Origin of the sequence: Azospirillum brasilense, from assembly GCF_008365405.1 — a bacterium.
Classification (GTDB): Bacteria; Pseudomonadota; Alphaproteobacteria; order Azospirillales; family Azospirillaceae; genus Azospirillum; species Azospirillum brasilense_D.
Genome location: NZ_QOKV01000002.1, coordinates 185,817 through 203,160, shown reverse-complemented (window position 1 = coordinate 203,160; position 17,344 = coordinate 185,817). Strand labels below are relative to the sequence as shown.

Annotated in this window: 15 protein-coding genes; 3 read left to right on the top strand and 12 right to left on the bottom strand. The window is 68.5% G+C overall.

The window, feature by feature from the left end:
* Positions 1-44 precede the first annotated feature (44 nt).
* Together DS837_RS05210 and DS837_RS05205 are read left to right on the top strand one after the other, a co-directional pair.
* Positions 45-1,484, top strand: a complete 1,440-nt coding sequence (locus tag DS837_RS05210; protein WP_149163754.1) for an FAD-binding oxidoreductase — start codon at positions 45-47, stop codon at positions 1,482-1,484.
* The gene (locus tag DS837_RS05205) at positions 1,481-2,773 is read left to right on the top strand and encodes an NAD(P)/FAD-dependent oxidoreductase (protein WP_282187556.1); all 1,293 of its coding nucleotides are present in this window, start codon (positions 1,481-1,483) and stop codon (positions 2,771-2,773) included. Before DS837_RS05210 ends, DS837_RS05205 begins: the two co-directional genes overlap by 4 nt.
* A 445-nt stretch (positions 2,774-3,218) precedes the next feature.
* On the opposite strand, the gene DS837_RS05200 is transcribed toward DS837_RS05205, so the two are convergent.
* The 3 genes from DS837_RS05200 to DS837_RS05190 all read right to left on the bottom strand — a co-directional run bounded on the left by DS837_RS05200 (position 3,219) and on the right by DS837_RS05190 (position 5,631).
* Positions 3,219-3,824 carry a hypothetical protein gene (locus DS837_RS05200; protein ID WP_149163753.1) on the bottom strand — a complete coding sequence of 202 codons (606 nt, stop codon included), beginning with the start codon at positions 3,822-3,824 and terminating at the stop codon, positions 3,219-3,221.
* A gap of 126 nt (positions 3,825-3,950) precedes the next feature.
* Entirely contained in the window at positions 3,951-4,613 is a 663-nt protein-coding gene (locus DS837_RS05195) for a class I SAM-dependent methyltransferase (protein ID WP_149163752.1), read from the bottom strand.
* 115 nt (positions 4,614-4,728) lie between these two features.
* Entirely contained in the window at positions 4,729-5,631 is a 903-nt protein-coding gene (locus DS837_RS05190; RefSeq protein ID WP_247889779.1) for an alpha/beta hydrolase, read from the bottom strand.
* A 125-nt stretch (positions 5,632-5,756) separates the two neighbouring features.
* Between DS837_RS05190 and DS837_RS05185 the strand changes: the two genes are divergently transcribed.
* On the top strand, positions 5,757-6,152 hold the full coding sequence (locus tag DS837_RS05185; RefSeq protein ID WP_149163750.1) for a PRC-barrel domain-containing protein: 396 nt from the start codon (positions 5,757-5,759) through the stop codon (positions 6,150-6,152).
* A 26-nt stretch (positions 6,153-6,178) separates the two neighbouring features.
* Here the strand turns inward: DS837_RS05185 and DS837_RS05180 are convergent, their stop codons facing one another.
* The 9 genes from DS837_RS05180 to DS837_RS05140 form a co-directional block, all read right to left on the bottom strand.
* Positions 6,179-6,940: an SDR family NAD(P)-dependent oxidoreductase gene (locus DS837_RS05180; RefSeq protein WP_149163749.1), complete on the bottom strand. Its 762-nt coding sequence runs from the start codon at positions 6,938-6,940 to the stop codon at positions 6,179-6,181.
* A gap of 40 nt (positions 6,941-6,980) precedes the next feature.
* Positions 6,981-8,630 (bottom strand): electron transfer flavoprotein-ubiquinone oxidoreductase, encoded by a 1,650-nt coding sequence (locus DS837_RS05175; protein WP_149164019.1) that lies wholly within the window; start codon positions 8,628-8,630, stop codon positions 6,981-6,983.
* 49 nt (positions 8,631-8,679) lie between these two features.
* Positions 8,680-9,507, bottom strand: coding sequence for a universal stress protein (locus DS837_RS05170; protein WP_149163748.1), 828 nt, complete (start codon positions 9,505-9,507; stop codon positions 8,680-8,682).
* A 30-nt stretch (positions 9,508-9,537) separates the two neighbouring features.
* Positions 9,538-10,437: a hydroxymethylglutaryl-CoA lyase gene (locus DS837_RS05165; protein WP_149163747.1), complete on the bottom strand. Its 900-nt coding sequence runs from the start codon at positions 10,435-10,437 to the stop codon at positions 9,538-9,540.
* A gap of 2 nt (positions 10,438-10,439) precedes the next feature.
* Positions 10,440-12,443: an acetyl-CoA carboxylase biotin carboxylase subunit gene (locus tag DS837_RS05160; RefSeq protein ID WP_149163746.1), complete on the bottom strand. Its 2,004-nt coding sequence runs from the start codon at positions 12,441-12,443 to the stop codon at positions 10,440-10,442.
* 6 nt (positions 12,444-12,449) lie between these two features.
* Positions 12,450-13,244: an enoyl-CoA hydratase/isomerase family protein gene (locus DS837_RS05155; RefSeq protein ID WP_149163745.1), complete on the bottom strand. Its 795-nt coding sequence runs from the start codon at positions 13,242-13,244 to the stop codon at positions 12,450-12,452.
* Between the two features lie 17 nt (positions 13,245-13,261).
* A complete protein-coding gene (locus tag DS837_RS05150; protein ID WP_114862092.1) occupies positions 13,262-14,869 on the bottom strand; it encodes a carboxyl transferase domain-containing protein in 1,608 nt (535 codons plus the stop codon).
* A gap of 28 nt (positions 14,870-14,897) precedes the next feature.
* Complete coding sequence (locus DS837_RS05145) at positions 14,898-16,031, bottom strand: acyl-CoA dehydrogenase (RefSeq protein WP_149163744.1); 1,134 nt, start codon at positions 16,029-16,031, stop codon at positions 14,898-14,900.
* A gap of 119 nt (positions 16,032-16,150) precedes the next feature.
* The gene (locus DS837_RS05140) at positions 16,151-17,338 is read right to left on the bottom strand and encodes an acetyl-CoA C-acyltransferase (RefSeq protein ID WP_211102088.1); all 1,188 of its coding nucleotides are present in this window, start codon (positions 17,336-17,338) and stop codon (positions 16,151-16,153) included.
* Between the last annotated feature and the right edge of the window lie 6 nt (positions 17,339-17,344).

Below are 17,344 nucleotides of genomic sequence, written 5' to 3'. Positions count from 1 at the left end.
GTCCGCCCTTTCCTCCAACCGTTGCCGCCACCGGTGCGAATGCCATGCCCCTTGATGCCTGCCTTGCCGAACTGACGTCGATCGTCGGGGAACGGTACGTCGTCACCGACCCCGCCGACACCGGGGCCTTCCTCACCGACCACCGCGCGCGCTATCACGGCAAGGCGCTCGCCGTGGTGAAGCCGGCGACGACAGAGGAGGTCTCCCGGGTCGTGAAGGCCTGCGCCGCGGCCGGCGTCGCCATCGTGCCGCAGGGTGGCAACACCGGCCTGTGCGGCGGCGCCACCCCGCTCGGGCCGCAGCCCAGCATCGTGCTGCGCCTCGACCGCATGAACCACATTCGCGCGGTCTCGGCGGCGGAGGAGACGATCACGGTGGAGGCGGGCTGCATCCTCGCCGACATCCAGGCCGCTGCCGCCCGCGACGGCCTGCTGTTCCCGCTGAGCCTTGGCGCGGAGGGCAGCTGCCAGATCGGCGGCAACATCGCCACCAACGCCGGCGGCATCGCCGTGCTGCGCTACGGCAACATGCGGCAGCTCGTGCTCGGGCTGGAGGTCGTGCTCGCCGACGGCACGGTGCTGGACGGCCTGCGCCGGCTGCGCAAGGACAACGCGGGCTACGACCTGAAGCAGCTGTTCGTCGGGGCCGAAGGCACGCTGGGGATCGTGACCGCGGCGTCCCTGAAGCTGTTCCCGGCCATCCGGTCGCGGTCCATCGCGATGATGCAGGTCGCCGGGGTGGAGGATGCGCTCGCCCTGTTCACGCGCGCCCGCAAGTCCTTTGGCGAACGCATCTCGAGCTTCGAGATCATCGGGTCCTCCTACATGGACTTCGTGCTCAAGCACGTGACGGGCACAATGATGCCCTTCGCCCAGCCGGCGCCCTGGTACCTGCTGCTGGAGGTGGGAGACTCCCAGCCGGAGGCCCCGCTCGCCGCGGACATGGAAGGGTTCCTCGGCGACGCCTTCGAAGCCGGGCTGGTCAGCGACGCGGTCATCGGAGCGAGCCTCTCCCAGGAGGAGGCGCTGTGGAAGCTCCGCCACGGCGTCACCGGCGAGTTCAAGCTCGCCGGCAAGACGATGTCCCATGACACCTCCGTGCCCGTCGCCGAGCAGCCGGCCTTCGTCGCGCGCGTCGAGGAGGCCCTGCGCTCCGCCTATCCGGACGCCAACGTGATGATGGTCGGCCACATCGGCGACGGCAATATCCATGTGGTCGTGCTGTTCCCGCACGAGCGTTTCGCCACCGCCGACGCCTTCGAGGCCGCCTCCGACGCGATCGACGTGATCATCGACGACATCGCGATGGAGCTTGGCGGCAGCATCACGGCGGAGCACGGCGTCGGCTACACCTACCGCCGGCGCCTCGCGCGCACCAAGAACCCCGACGAGCTGATGCTGATGCGCAAGATCAAGCGGATGCTCGACCCGGACGGCCTGATGAATCCCGGCAAGATCTTCCTGCCCTCCGAAGGCCCGGCATGATAACCGCCCCCCTGGCGCTGCCGCCCAACGTCTACGCGGTCGACGCTCCGCCGGGGCCGCCGACCCCGCCGCTCGACGGGGCGCGGCGAACGTCGGTCGTGATCATCGGCGGCGGCATCGTCGGGCTGACCGCGGCGCTGCACCTCGCCGAAGCCGGCGTCGACGCGGTGGTGATCGAGCAGGGCGAGCCGGGCTGGGGGGCGTCGGGGAACAACGGCGGCCAGCTCAATCCGGGGTTGAAGTTCGATCCGGAGGTCGTCGAACGGGTCTGGGGTCCCGAGTTCGGGCGCCGGATGGTCGACTTCGCCTACGACACGACCAACCGGACCTTCGCCCTGATCGAGCGGCTCGGCATCGCCTGCGAGGCGCAACGCGGGGGCACCCTGCGCGCCGCCCGCAGCGCCGCCGCCCTCGGCGGTGTCGCGGAAACCGCGCGCCAGTGCGCCGCGCACGGCATGCCGGTGTCCTTGCTCGACCGCGACCGGACGGCCGAGGCGACCGGAACGCCCGCCTATCACGGTGCGCTGTTCGATCCTCGCGGCGGCCATGTGAACCCGCTCGCCTATGTGCGTGGTCTCGCCAAGGCCGCCATCGCCGCCGGCGCCACCGTCCACGGTCGCACGACGGCGCGGGCGCTGAAGCGCCGCAGCGGCGGCGGCTGGTCGGTCGAGACGCCGACCGGCACCATCGACGCCGACAAGATCCTGATTGCCACCAACGGCTTCACCGACGATCTCTGGCCGGATCTGCGGCGGACGGTGGTCCCGGTGTTCAGCGCCATCGCGGCGAGCGAGCCGCTCGGCACGGATCGCCTGCGCGGACTCTTGTCCCGCCGCCCGGCGGTGTACGAAAGCGGCCGCATCACCGTCTATTACCGGATCGACGCCCACGGCCGGCTCCTGATGGGCGGCCGCGGCCCGATGCGGCCGATCGGCACGCCCGAACCGCTCGCCTATCTGACGGACTACGCCGCCACACTCTGGCCGCAGCTCTCCGGGCTGCGTTGGACCCACGGCTGGAACAGCCGGCTTGCCATGACGAAGGACCATTGGCCCCACATCCATGAACCGGCGCCGGACGCGCTCGCCTACCTGGGCTGCAACGGGCGGGGGGTCGCGCTGGGAACGGCCATCGCCGAACAGCTGGCGCGCCGCCTCATCGCCGGAACCGCCTTCACGCCGGACCTGCCGATTGTGGAACCGAAGGTCATCCCCTTCCACACCTTCTGGCCTCTCGGCGTCTGGACCGCTGTGCAGCATGGACGGATCATGGACCGCCTCGGTCTGTAGCGGACCGCGGCAAACCCAATGCTACCCGAACAGACGGGTACAGACATCAAGCGCTAACAGGCCCTAGCTAGCGCAGTCAGAGCGCTGTAAACTCTGATCGCCGTTCTGCAGTCAAAGCGCGGCAAAATCTCTACAACGAGATGCTTTGCCAAAAGTCGATATTCTACAGGTATGCGATCAAACCGAAGTGAATCGGCTTTCCCATCATTGTTCAAGGGCCAAACATCCGCTTTGGCCAAATCACGGATCGTATGATGTGTGTCCAGGTAGTCGTCCCAGTACCGCACCGCGGTCGGCAGTGGCGGCAGGTTCATCAAAGCTGCATTGACCGTGCTCGATATTGAAGCGGGAAGGGGAGGCATTAGGTGGATCCCTCCAGGGAGCGCAGTGCTGCTACGAACGTGTCATAACCATCGTTCCAGACCTCCGAAAGGCTCGTCTCAAATTAGGCGCGGGCATAGTGGCGTGGCATGACGGATGCTTCCGTCCAGCCAAAGAACACCCACAGTTCCTGCACCACGGTGTCGTACACCTTGACCACCTCGGCCGACACCGGGATCTGGCGCCGGGAGTGGGCTGTCTTGAGGCCGGGAGCGTCGTACCGGGAATCCTCATCCTCCTCGTATGATGTCTCGTCGACGTTCAGCCAGCATCGGACTTCCCCTGTCGTAGAATCAAAGTCGTCTTTGACCGCGTCGGCAGGAAGGAGCGCGGCCTCACTCCGCCGCAGCCCGAGATGAAGGAGCAGGAGGAAAATCAGGAAATTTCGCCACCGCAAGGCGGGCGTCCGGAAAGGGTTATCTGGAGAGGCAGGGTTGAACAGCCGATAGAGGTCCTCGAGGACGACCGCGGGCAGCGCCCTAATCGGCGATGGAGGTCGCGGTTTGCTGTGAGAAATCTGGCCATAGAGCCTCTCCATACGAAGCAGCCTTGCCTGAACATCTCCCAGTTGGCGTTCGGCAGACGGAGCCAAGTGGGATACGACGCCGCTGACGAACGCCCAACGCGGTGGTCCATGCTTGGTCGCAGTCGATGCCACGAAACGGCTCATATTTTCCATAATGCACCTTATGGAATTGTTGTGTTCGGGCGTGGGGATGGCGGATCGGGCCACTCCGGCCATCGGCTTCCTGCTTCTGCCTTCCGCCCCAGAGGGCCGACCCGCGCGAATCCCCCGTCAGCGCCGCCGCAGCAGGGTCACGCCGTCGCCCACGGGCAGCATGCACAGGGCCACCCTCTCATCCTCCAGACGGGCCTTGTTAAAGGCACGGATGGCCTCGGTCTTGTGCTTGCGATCGCCGGGGTCGGCGACTCGCCCACGCCACAAAGTGTTGTCCACCACGATCAGCCCGTTGCGCCTCAGGAGGCGCAGGCATCGCTCGTAATAGGCGCTGTAGTTTTCCTTGTCGGCGTCGATGAAGGCGAAATCGAACGACTCGTTCCCGCCCTCTGCGATGAGTTTGTCCAGGCTGTCGAGCGCGGGTCCGATGCGCAGGTCGATCTTGCCTGCGACTCCAGCCTCGCACCAGATCGCGCGGGCCTGGGACGTCCATTGTTCGTTGATGTCCAAGCTGACGACGCGGCCATCCTCGGGTAAGGCTTGCGCCACCGTCAGCGCGCTGTATCCGGTGAATGTGCCGATATCCAAGGTCCGGCGCGCGCCGATCATTTCGACGAGGAAAGCCAGAAGCTGGCCTTCTTCCGGGGCGATCTGATAGTGGGCCTCGGTCAGCGTGGCCGTTTCAGCGCGCAGCTTCGCCTGGATGGCCGTCTCGCGCAAAGAGACGTCGAGCATGTACCGGTAGATGGCCTCGGGCATGAAGATCGACTGTACGGTCAAGAAATCCGCTCCCCAAACTGGCCGCCCGCTCCCTGCGGACGTCCGTTCACATGTGGGGAGCGATGGCGATTCCGAAAGGATTTCCCGCGTTTCCGACGGTCGCGTCTGCAACCGGTTAATCTGGATTTCGCCCGAAGGCGAAGCGCAGGGCGTCGGCCACGGCCAGCGGCAGCATGGAGCCGTGGCTTTCCTCCGCAAAATCATGGAAGGCCAGCCGCAAACCCGGAATCGTCGCCAGGGTGGCCGCGACCTCCCTCCCCGTCTGGCCGGAGCGCAACCGCTTCAACCGCTCGGCGTCGGCTGCAGGCAACGGGCGTTCCACCAGCCTGCCGGATGTCTCGATCAGCAGCGCCGTGCCGGCTGCCACCCCCTCGCGCGCCTTGCGGTCGAGGAATACCGCCTGCTCCCTCAGAATGGCCTGCCCGCCCCACCAGACCGCCGGGTCGGCGGCGACGTAAGTCTGAAAAAGATCCTCCCGGGTGTAGAGGACGTAGAGGGAGAACAGCCCGCCCAGCGAGTGGCCGAACAGGGTCCGGCGTTGCCGGTCGATGGGCAGGCGCGATTCGACCGCCGGGATCACCTGCGTCTCGACGAAGGCCAGGAAATCGTCGCGACCACCGGTTTCGATGACGGAGGCGCCGTCCCGCGACGGCGGAATGAGCTCTGGCGGGGTTGGTGGGGTCAGGTCGCGGTAGCGGCGTAGGATGTCGAACGGTTTGTCGGATGGATAACCGATTCCGACGATCGCCGCGGAGCTGTACGGCGTCGGCGGATTTGGGCCGATGACCTTCTCCATCATCGGCACGGTCGCGTTGCCGTCCAGCAGGTAGATGACCGGATAGCCGCCCGGTGGCGGCGGTTCGGATGGGCGGATGAGGAAGATCCGGTAATCCAGGCCTGTCCGGTCGGCGTGCAAATCGAACCGTTCCATCTTGCGGGCCTCCTTCATGGACCCAGCCGTCACGGTTTCGGCTCCCACGGCCTGGATACCGAAACCGGCCAAAGCCACCAGCAGCACGGTCGTGGCGAATCGGAGCATCGGCATCGGTTCCTGCGCAATCGGACGGTGTGGACCGGCGCATCGGTTGGAACCGTGCTCGCGGCGCCATGTTGTTGCACGGTCAGCAGCAGGAGAGCAATGCGATGAGAAAGCTCCTTTCCGCAACGGCGGTCACACTCGTCATGGTCGCGGCCGAACCCTCGCTCGCCCAGCAGAGCGCCGCCATCGCCAACCCGGCCAACGCCTATCGGGAGATGAAGGACGACAACGTCATGGTGCCGTCCCTCAAGCGGACGGTCGGGCAGCTGGACGATATGGATGTCCTGGGGCCGGACGGCAAGAAGATCGGCGAAGTGGAGGAGGTGCTGATGGATGCCTCCGGCCAGCCGGTCGCCGTGGTGGTGGACGTGGAACATGGCGTGGGAATCGGCGACAAGGAGGTCATCGTCGGGCTGGACCAACTGCGCGACGACGGGCGCAGCCTGACGACGGCGCTGTCGAACGCGCAGCTCGGAACCCTGCCGATCTGGGACGATTGAGGCCGATCCAGCCTATCGATAGTACGTTACTGCGGCGCCATGCGGATGGCGCCGTCCAGCCGGATCACCTCGCCGTTCAACATTTCGTTTTCCAGGATGTGCTGGACGAGGCGGGCGTATTCGGAGGGCTGGCCGAAGCGCTTCGGGAAAGGCACCGTCGCGGCGAGGCTGTCCTGGACCTCTTGCGGCATGTTCAGCAGCATCGGCGTGCCGATCAGGCCCGGCGCGATGGTCATCACGCGCACGCCGCTGCGCGCCAGATCGCGGGCGGCGCAGATGGTCAGGGCGACGATGCCGCCCTTCGACGAGGCGTAGGCGGCCTGCCCGATCTGCCCCTCATAGGCGGCGACCGAGGCGGTGTTGACGATCACCCCCCGCTCCCCCGAGTCCAGCGGGTCGAGCTTGCCCATGTCCGCCGCGGCGAGGCGCAGCATGTTGAAGGTGCCGATCAGGTTGACCTCGATCACCTTGCGGAAGTCGTCCAGCGCCATCGGACCATCGCGCCCGACGATCCGCTTCGCCGGAGCGACGCCCGCGCAGTTCACCGCGATGCGGGCCGGGCCATGGGCCGCGCGGGCCGCGGCCACGGCCTTCTCCGCCGACTCCGCGCTCGACACGTCGCAGAGCAGGCCCAGGCCGCCGATCTCCTCGGCCACCTGCTTGACCGCCGCCTCGTTCATGTCGAGCACGGTGACCTTGGCGCCCAGCTTCGCCAGATGGCGCGCGGTTTCCGCCCCCATGCCGGAGGCGCCACCGGTGACGATGGCGGCCTGACCGTTGATCTGCATCGCGCTCTCTCCCTGATGTCGTTTTGCTGCTGTTCGGGTTTCACATCCCGCCGGGATAGTTCGGGCCGCCGCCGCCCTCCGGGACGACCCAGTTGATGTTCTGGGTGGGGTCCTTGATGTCGCAGGTCTTGCAGTGCACGCAGTTCTGCGCGTTGATCTGCAGGCGCGGGTCGCTGCCGTCCTCCGCCCGCACGATCTCGTACACCCCAGCCGGACAGTAGCGCGTCTCCGGCGCGTCGTAGAGCGCCAGATTGACCGCGATCGGCACCGACGCGTCCTTCAGCGTCAGATGCGCCGGCTGGTCCTCCTCGTGGTTGGTGTTCGACAGGTACACCGACGACAACCGATCGAACGACACCACCCCGTCCGGCTTGGGATAGACGATCTTCGGCATTTCCGACGCCTTCTTCAGCGTCTCGTGGTCGCCGTGCCGGTGGTGCAAGGTCCAGGGCGACTTGCCCTTGGTCGCCGTCTCATAGGCCGCATTCGCCAGACCCGCCCACAGACCCTTCTGGAAGCCGGGGCGGATGTTGCGCACAGCAAACAGCTCCGACCACACCCAGGACGCCTTCAGCTTCTCCGGATAGGCCACCGCCTCGCGCGCCGGCGCTTCGGCGGACAGCAGCTCAAACACCGCTTCGGCCGCCAGCATGCCCGACTTCATCGCGGTGTGGTTGCCCTTGATCTTGGGCACGTTGAGGAAGCCCGCCGCGTCGCCGACGATCAGACCGCCGGGGAAGGTCAGCCTGGGAATCGACTGGAAGCCGCCCTCGCTGAGCGCGCGCGCGCCGTAGGCGATGCGCCGTCCGCCCTCGAAGGTCGGGCGGATCGCCGGGTGGGTCTTGTAGCGCTGGAACTCCTCGAAGGGCGACAGGTGCGGGTTTTCGTAGTCGAGCCCGACCACGAAGCCGACCGACACCAGGTTGCCCTCCATGTGGTAGAGCCAGGAGCCGCCGTAGGTCTTGGGGTCCATCGGCCAGCCGATGGTGTGGACGATCAGGCCGGGCTGGGATTTCTCCGGCGCGACCTCCCACAGCTCCTTGATGCCGATGCCGTAGGTCTGGGGATCGGCGTCGCGGCGCAGGTCGAAGCGCTCGAACAGCGTCTTGGTCAGCGAGCCGCGGCAGCCCTCGGCGAAGATGGTCTGCTTGGCGTGCAACTCCATGCCCGGCGTGTAGTTGGCGGTCTTCTCGCCGTCCTTGCCGATGCCCATGTCGCCGGTGGCAACCCCCTTGACCGCACCGCTGTCGTCGTAGAGCACCTCCGCCGCGGCGAAGCCGGGGTAGATCTCGACGCCCAGCTCCTCGGCCTGCCCGGCCATCCAGCGGGCGAGGTTGCCCAGGCTGATGATGTAGTTGCCGTGATTGTGCATCTGCGGCGGGGCGAAGGGCGACTTGAGGGCCTTGGTCTCGGTGAGGTAGAGGAAGCGGTCCTCGCGGGCCGGGGTGGTGAGCGGGGCGCCCTTCTCCTTCCAGTCGGGGATCAGCTCGTCCAGCGCGTGCGGCTCGAACACCGCGCCGGAGAGCAGGTGGGCGCCGACCTCCGAGCCCTTCTCGACGACGCAGACCGACAGCTCCTGTCCGGCCTCATTGGCGAGCTGTTTCAGGCGGATGGCCGCGCTCAGGCCCGACGGGCCGGCTCCGACGACAAGGACGTCGTACTCCATCACCTCGCGCGGATCGCGAGCCATCTCGTCAGCCATTTCTTCTTCTTTCCTTGTTTCGTGCGAACAACGTCGGTCAGTGCGACAACAGAACGGGAAGGGTCATCTGGCGCAGGATCTGGCGGGTGTTGCTGCCCCGCCCGAACAGCGGAAACAGCGAGCCGCCATAGCCGCCGAAACCGCCCATCACCAGAAGATCGGCGCCATGGTCCGAGGCGCGCGACAGCACGGCGTCCATGGGGGTCATGCTGGCGATGGTCATGCGTTCCTGCGTGGCCGTCACGCCATGGCTCGCCAGATGCTCCAATATGTCGACCTGCGGGACGTTGCCGCCCCCCTCCGCCCGCGGCTGGGTGTGGAAGGCGAGCAAGAGCACGGAACTCGCCTGCTTCAGCAGCGGCAGCGCGTCGTTGACGGCGCGGGCGGCCTCGCGGCTGCCGTTCCAGGCGATCACCGGGCGGTCGGCGAGCTGCGGATAGCTGCCAGTGTGCGGCACGACCAGGATCGGGCGCCCGGCGTTCAGCACCACCTCCTCGATCAGGTCCGCCGGGACGCGGCTGTCCTCCGGGTCGTGCTGGCCGAAGATAGCGAGGTCCGCGTAGCGCGAGCAGATTACCGTCTCGGCGATCACATGGCCGTACTCGCCATGGCTGAGCTGCCACCAGCGGGTCGTCACGCCGGCCTCGCGGGCCTTCTCCTCGAACAGGTCACGCGCGCGCTGCGCCGCCTGGATCAGCGCCGGGCCGGCCTTGCGCGTGACGATGCCGGCGCCGGAGCTGTCGCTCTGCGCGAACAGGCCGGTCAGCGCGGCGCCATGCTTCTGCGCCAGGGTCAGGGCGACGGTCAGCCGCTCCCCGCAGCGGTCGCTGTCGTCCACATGCACCAGCAGGTTCGTGAAGCTCATGGCGCCCTTCCCTTCCCTCTTCCCCGTGTTTTACGCACATCCCCGCGCGCGGGCGACCTTGGAGGCGGTCGGACGGCCGATGGCATCGCTGATATAAGCGCCAGCCGCCACCAGCCGGTCGAGGTCCACCCCCGTCGCGATGCCCAGCCCGTTCAGCATGTAGAGGACATCCTCGCTCGCCACGTTGCCCGACGCTCCCTTGGCGTAGGGGCAGCCGCCCAGCCCGGCGACCGAACTGTCCACCACCGCCACGCCCATCTCCAGCGCCGCCAGGATGTTGGCAAGCGCCTGACCGTAGGTGTCGTGGAAATGCACGGCGATGCGCTCCATCGGCACGCGCTCCGCCACCGCGGATATCATCGCCTGGGCCTTGGCCGGCGTGCCGGTGCCGATGGTGTCGCCGAGCGAGACCTCGTAGCAGCCCATGCCGAGCAGCCGCCCCGCCACCTCGGCCACCGCCGCCGGGGCGATCTCCCCCTCGTAGGGGCAGCCGAGCACGCAGGAGACGTAGCCGCGCACCGGCACACCCCGGGCCTTCGCCTGTTCCAGCACCGGAACGAAGCGGTCGAGGCTTTCGGCGATGGAGCAGTTGATGTTCTTTTGGCTGAAGCTCTCCGACGCGGCGGCGAAGACCGCCACCTCGTCGGCGCGGGCGGCGAGCGCACCCTCCAGCCCCTTGGCGTTCGGGGTGAGGGCGACGTAGCGCACCCCCTCCTTGCGCCGGATGCCGGCGAAGACGTCCGGCGTGTCGGCCATCTGCGGGACCCATTTGGGCGACACGAAGCTGCCGGCCTCGATGGCGGTCAGCCCGGCGTCGGTCAGCCGGTCGACCAGACCGATCTTCACCGCCGTCGGGACGATCTGCTTCTCGTTCTGGAGGCCGTCGCGCGGGCCGACCTCCACCATGCGGACGCTTTTCGGCAGGCGCATGCTCATCCCTCCGCCACGTCGAGGACCAGCAGGTCCACGCCCTCGGACACCTGATCTCCCGCCGCGAAGTTGACGGCGCTGACCGTGCCGGCGGCGGGGGCCTTGATGGTGTGCTCCATCTTCATTGCTTCCAGCAGCATCAGCGGTGCGCCGGCCTCCACCGTCTGGCCCGGCTCGACCAGCACGCGGACGACGGTGCCCGGCATCGGCGCGGTCAGGCGGCCGGAGCCGCCCTCCTGCTCCGCGGCGCGGGCGGTCGGGTCGTCCAGATGCAGGCGCCACACCGCCCCATCCGAGAGGATGGTCAGGTCCAGACCCTGGCAGACCACGGTGGCGCGGGTGCGCACCGCGTCGATGGTGGCGGTCAGCGTCTCGCCCTCCAGGGTCACCCGCTCCGCCTTGATGGCCGGGCGGCCTTCCACCTCGATCTCGTAGCCGTCGGGGCGGAAATGCAGGGTCAGGCCGCGCGGCGTGTCGCCATCCATCAGGCGCAGGTCGTGGTGGTTGTCGTCGTTGAGGCGCCAGCCGCTGGCCGACAGCCAGGGCGACCAGGGGTCCGACGCGGCGCGGCGGGCCTTGCGGGCGTCGGCGTTGCGGCGGAGCAGCACGCTGAGCGCCGCGATGGCCAGCCCGCGGTCCGGCACCGGGGCCGGCGGGGGCAGCAGGTCGGCGCGGTGCCGCTCGATGAAGCCGGTGTCGATCTCCACCGCGCGGAAGGCCGGATGGCCGGCGATGGCGCCGAGGAAGGCCACGTTGGTGGTCACCCCGACCACCTCGTAGGCGGCGAGCGCCACGCGCAGGCGGCGCAGCGCGGCGTCGCGGTCCTCGTCCCAGACGATCAGCTTGGCGATCATCGGGTCGTAGAACATGGTGACCTCGTCGCCCTCGCGGACGCCGGTGTCGACGCGGACATGGTCGTTCTCGGCGGGCGGGCGCAGGCGGACCAGCTTGCCGATGGCCGGCAGGAACTCGCGCTGCGGGTCCTCCGCGTAGAGGCGCGCCTCGAAGGCGTGGCCGCGGCGGGTGAGCTGGTCCTGCATCAGCGGCAGCGTGCCGCCGGCGGCGACGCGCAACTGCCACTCCACGAGGTCCTGGCCGGTGATCTTCTCGGTCACCGGATGCTCGACCTGGAGGCGGGTGTTCATCTCGATGAAGTAGAATCCGCCGTCCTCGTAGAGGAACTCCACCGTGCCGGCGCCGACGTAGTTCACCGCCTTGGCGGCGGCCACCGCGGCCTCGCCCATGCGGCGGCGCAGGTCGTCGGGCAGCGCCGGGGCCGGGGCCTCCTCGATCACCTTCTGGTGGCGGCGCTGGATGGAGCAGTCGCGCTCGAACAGATAGACGCCGTTGCCGTGGGTGTCGCAGAAGACCTGAATCTCCACATGGCGCGGGCGGCCCAGATACTTCTCCAGAAGCACGCTGTCGTCGCCGAAGGCAGCCTTGGCCTCGCGCTTGGCGCCGGCCACCGCGTCGGCGAACTCGCCGGCGGCGCGGACCACGCGCATGCCCTTGCCGCCGCCGCCCGCCGAGGCCTTGACCAGCACCGGGTAGCCGATGCGTTCCGCCTCGGCGCTCAGCGTCTCCAGATCCTGGGCCTCACCGTGGTAGCCGGGGACCAGCGGCACGTCGGCCTGGGACATCACGCGCTTGGATTCCGCCTTGGAGCCCATGACGCGGATGGCCTCGATCGGCGGGCCGATGAAGACCACGCCGGCCTCGGCGCAGGCCGCCGCGAAGCCGGCGTTCTCCGACAGGAAGCCGTAGCCGGGGTGAATGGCCTGGGCGCCGGTGCGCTTGGCGACCTCAAGAATGACGTCGCCGCGCAGGTAGCTCTCACCGACCGGCGCCGGGCCGATGCAGACGGCCTCGTCGGCCATCTCCACATGCATGGCGCGGGCGTCGGCTTCCGAATGGACGGCGACGGTGCGGATGCCCATGCGGCGGGCGGTGCGGATGACGCGGCAGGCGATCTCGCCGCGGTTTGCGATCAGAATCTTGTCGAACATGGTCCGTCAGCTCCGCCACGCCGGTTCGCGTTTCTCCAGGAAGGCGCCGACGCCCTCCCTTCCCTCGTCGCTCGCGCGCTGGCGGGCGATGCGCTCCGCCGTGTCGCGGACCAGCGCGTCGTCCAGCGGACGGCGCGCCACGGCGCGGATCAGCTCCTTGGCCGCGGTCTGCGAGGCCGGGCCGCATTGCAGCAGGTTGCGCACCATCACCTCGACGGCCGCATCCAGCTCCGTCGCCGGGACGGTCTGGTGCAGCAGGCCGAGCCGCAGCGCCTCGGCGGCGGAGAAGCGCTCCGCCGTCAGGAAGTAGCGGCGGCAGGCGCGCTCGCCCATCGCAGCGACGACGTAGGGGCTGATGACCGCGGGGATCAGGCCCAGCCGCACCTCGGTCAGGGCGAAGCTGGCGGTTTCGGCGGATATGGCGATGTCGCAGGCGGCGACCAGCCCCACCCCGCCACCGAAGGCCGGACCCTGCACCACGGCGATGGTCGGCTTCGGGCATTCGTCCAGCGTGCGCAGCATGGTGGCGAGGCCCATGGCGTCCTGGACGTTCTCGCCATGGCTGTAGCCCGCCATCTTCTTCATCCAGCCGAGGTCGGCCCCGGCGGAGAAGCTCTTGCCCGCGCCGCGCAGCAGGATGGCACGGACGTCGGGATTCGTGCCCAGGCTGAGGAAGGCGTCGGTCAGATCGGCGATGACCCGCTCGTTGAAGGCGTTGTGGACGTCCGCTCGGTTCATCGTGACGGTCGCCACGCCGCCCAGGGAACCGCTGTCGGCGATGTCGATCAGAATGTCGCTCATGCTCGTCGTCCCCCCGCTCACATCCGGAACACGCCGAAGGTGGTCTTCTCGACCGGGGCGTTCAGCGACGCCGACAGGCCGAGGCCGAGCACCATGCGCGTGTCCGCCGGGTCGATGATGCCGTCGTCCCACAGCCGGGCGGAGGCGTAGTAGGGATGGCCCTGGTCTTCGTACTGCTGGCGGATGGGAGCCTTGAACGCCTCCTCCTCCTCCGGCGCCCAGCTCCTGCCCTGGGACTCCATGGCGTCGCGCCGGACCTGGGCGAGCACGCCGGCCGCCTGCTCCCCGCCCATCACGGAGATGCGCGAGTTCGGCCACATCCACAGGAAGCGCGGGCTGTAGGCGCGCCCGCACATGCCGTAGTTGCCGGCGCCATAGCTGCCGCCGATGATGACGGTGAATTTCGGCACCTTGGCGCAGGCGACGGCGGTGACCAGCTTCGCGCCGTCCTTGGCGATGCCGCCCGCCTCGTACTTCCTTCCGACCATGAAGCCGGTGATGTTCTGCAGGAAGACCAGGGGAATCCCGCGCTGGCAGCACAGCTCGACGAAATGGGCGCCCTTCAGGGCGGATTCGCTGAACAGGATGCCGTTGTTGGCGATGATGCCCACCGGGTAGCCGAAGATGTGGGCGAAGCCGCAGACCAGCGTCGTGCCGTAGAGCGGCTTGAACTCGTCCAGCACCGAGCCGTCGACGACGCGGGCGATGACCTCGCGCACGTCGAAGGGCTTGCGCGGGTCGCTGGGGATCACGCCGTAGAGTTCACGGGGGTCGTAGGCCGGCTCCTGCGGTTCGCGCAGGTCCATGTCGATGCGCTTGCTGCGGTTCAGGTTCGACACGACCTTGCGCGCCATGGCGAGCGCGTGGGCGTCGTTCATCGCGTAATGGTCGGTCACGCCGGAGGTGCGGGAGTGCACGTCGGCCCCGCCGAGGTCCTCCGCCGACACCACCTCGCCGGTCGCCGCCTTCACCAGCGGCGGGCCGCCGAGGAAGATGGTGCCCTGGTTGCGGACGATGATCGCCTCGTCCGACATCGCCGGGACATAGGCGCCGCCCGCCGTGCAGCTTCCCATCACCACGGCGATCTGCGGGATGCCCTGGGCGGACATGTTGGCTTGGTTGAAGAAGATGCGCCCGAAATGGTCGCGGTCGGGGAACACCTCGTCCTGGTTGGGCAGGTTGGCGCCGCCGCTGTCCACCAGATAGATGCAGGGCAGGTTGTTCTGCTGTGCCACTTCCTGGGCGCGCAGGTGCTTCTTGACGGTCAGGGGGAAGTAGGTGCCGCCCTTCACGGTGGCGTCGTTGACGACCACCATGCACTCCTGCCCGGCCACGCTGCCGATGCCGGTGATGATGCCCGCCGCCGGGATGTCGTCGTCATAGACCTTGTAGGCGGCCATCTGCGACAGCTCCAGGAAGGGCGATCCCACGTCGAGAAGCTGGCGGATGCGCTCGCGCGGCAGCAGCTTTCCGCGGGACAGGTGCTTGTCGCGGGCTTTCGCCCCGCCGCCCTGCTTGATCGCGCCCACCTTCTCGCGCAGGTCGGCGACCAGGGCGGACATGGCGTCGGCGTTCGTCTGGAACTCGGCGGAGCGCGGGTTCAGGGCGCTCTTCAGGACGGTCATGGCCGTCGTCCTCCCGTCTCTTCTTGTTCTACTGCATCAGGGCGCGGCTGATGACCAGCCGCTGGATGTCGCTCGTGCCCTCATAGATCTGGCAGACGCGCACGTCTCTATAAATGCGCTCCACCGGGAAATCGTTCAGGTAGCCGTAGCCGCCATGGATCTGGATGGCGTCGGAGCAGACGCGCTCGGCGATCTCCGAGGCGAACAGCTTCGCCATGGCCGCTTCCTTCAGGCAGGGCTCGCCGGCGTCGCGGAGGCTCGCGGCGTGCAGGACGAGCTGGCGCGCGGCCTCCACCTTCGTCGCCATGTCGGCCAGCCGGAAGGCCACCGCCTGATGCTGGACGATGGGCACGCCCATGCTCTGCCGCTCCTGGGCGTAGCGGGTGGCGTGGTCGAGCGCGGAGCGGGCCATGCCCACCGACTGCGAGGCGATGCCGATGCGCCCGCCCTCCAGGTTGGCGAGCGCCACCCGGTAGCCGCCGCCCTCCGCGCCCAGCATCAGGTCGGCGGGGATGCGGCAATCCTCAAGGACGATCTGGCAGGTGTCGGAACAGCTCTGGCCGAGCTTCTCCTCGACCCGCGCGACCTGGAAGCCGGGGGTGTCGGTCGGCACGATGAAGGCGGTGATGCCCTTCTTGCCGGCCTCGGGGTCGCTGACCGCGAAGACGATGGCAACATCGGCGTTCTTGCCGGAGGTGATGAACTGCTTGGTGCCATTGAGGACCCAATGGTTGCCGTCGCGGCGGGCACGGGTCTTGATGGCGGCGGCGTCGGACCCCGCCTGGGGCTCCGTCAGGCAGAAGCAGCCGAGTTGCTCGCCGCGGGCCATAGGCTTCAGGAAGCGGTCCTTCTGCTCGGCGCTGCCGAACTTCAGGATCGGCATGCAGCCGACGGAGTTGTGCACGCTCATGATGGTGGAAATGGCGCCGTCGCCCGCCGCGATCTCCTCGATGGCGAGCGCGTAGGCGATGTGGTCGGTGCCGGCGCCGTCGAACTCCTCCGGCACCAGCATGCCCATCAGGCCGAGCTTGCCCATCTCGGCCAGCTCCTCCTTGGGGAAGGCGCCGGTGCGGTCGCGCTCGGCGGCGGTGGGCGCCAGCCGCTCCGCCGCGAAGTCCCGCGCCATGTCGCGCACCATCCGCTGCTCTTCCGTCAGCCGCATTGCTGTCCCTCCCGCACGCTTTCTGCCCCCTCCCCGACCCTCCCCCGCTGCGCGGTGGAGGGAGCTTGATTCCCTCTCCCGCGCAGCGGGGGAGGGTTAGGGAGGGGGCCAGGTTGCCCTTACACCAACTCCACCGCCACCGCCGTGGCCTCGCCGCCGCCGATGCACAGCGAGGCGACGCCGCGCTTCAGCCCGTTCTTCTCCAGCGCCGCCAGCAGCGTGACGAGGATGCGCGCCCCCGACGCGCCGATCGGATGGCCGAGCGCGCAGGCGCCGCCATGCACGTTGATCCTGTCGTGCGGGATGTCGAGTTCGCGCATCGCCGCCATGGCGACCACCGCGAAGGCCTCGTTCAGCTCGTAGAGGTCCACGTCCTTGGCCGACCAGCCGGCGCGCTCCAGCACCTTGTTGATCGCGCCCACGGGTGCCGTGGTGAACCAGGCCGGGGCCTGGGCGTGGTTGGCGTGGGCCTTGATCTCCGCCAGGATCGGCAGGCCGAGCTTTTCGGCGTTCGACCGCGTGGTCAGCACCAGCGCCGCCGCGCCATCCGAAATGGAGGAGGCGTTGGCCGCCGTCACCGTGCCATCCTTGGCGAAGGCCGGCTTCAGCGTCGGGATCTTGGCCGGGTCCGCCTTCAGCGGCTGCTCGTCCTTCTCCACCACCGTGTCGCCCTTGCGGCCCTTGACGGTGACCGCGGTGATCTCCTTGACGAAGCTGCCGTCCTCGGTGGCGCGGCGGGCACGGTTCAGGCTCTCGATGGCGTAGTTGTCCTGCGCCTCGCGGGTGAACTGGTAGTGGGTGGCGCATTCCTCCGCGAAGGTGCCCATCAGGCGCCCGCGGTCATAGGCGTCCTCCAGCCCATCGAGGAACATGTGGTCGAGCACGCGGCCGTGGCCCATGCGGTAGCCGCCACGCGCGCGGTCCAGCAGGTAGGGGGCGTTGGACATGCTCTCCATGCCGCCGGCCACCATGATCTCCGCCGAACCGGCCTTGATGAGGTCGGTGGCGAGCATCACCGCCTTCATACCCGACCCGCAGACCTTGGAGATGGTCGTGCAGCCCGCAGCCTCCGGGATGCCGGCGCCGAGCGACGCCTGACGGGCCGGTGCCTGCCCCAGACCGGCGGGCAGAACGTTGCCCATGAAGACCTCGTCCACCGCCTCCGGCTTCACCCCGGCGCGCTCCAGAGCGGCCTTGATGGCGGCGGAGCCGAGCTGCGGCGCGGTCAGCCCCTGCAAGTCGCCTTGAAAGCCACCCATCGGGGTACGGGCGGCGCCCGCGATCACAACGGTATCGGTCATGGTCATTCCCTT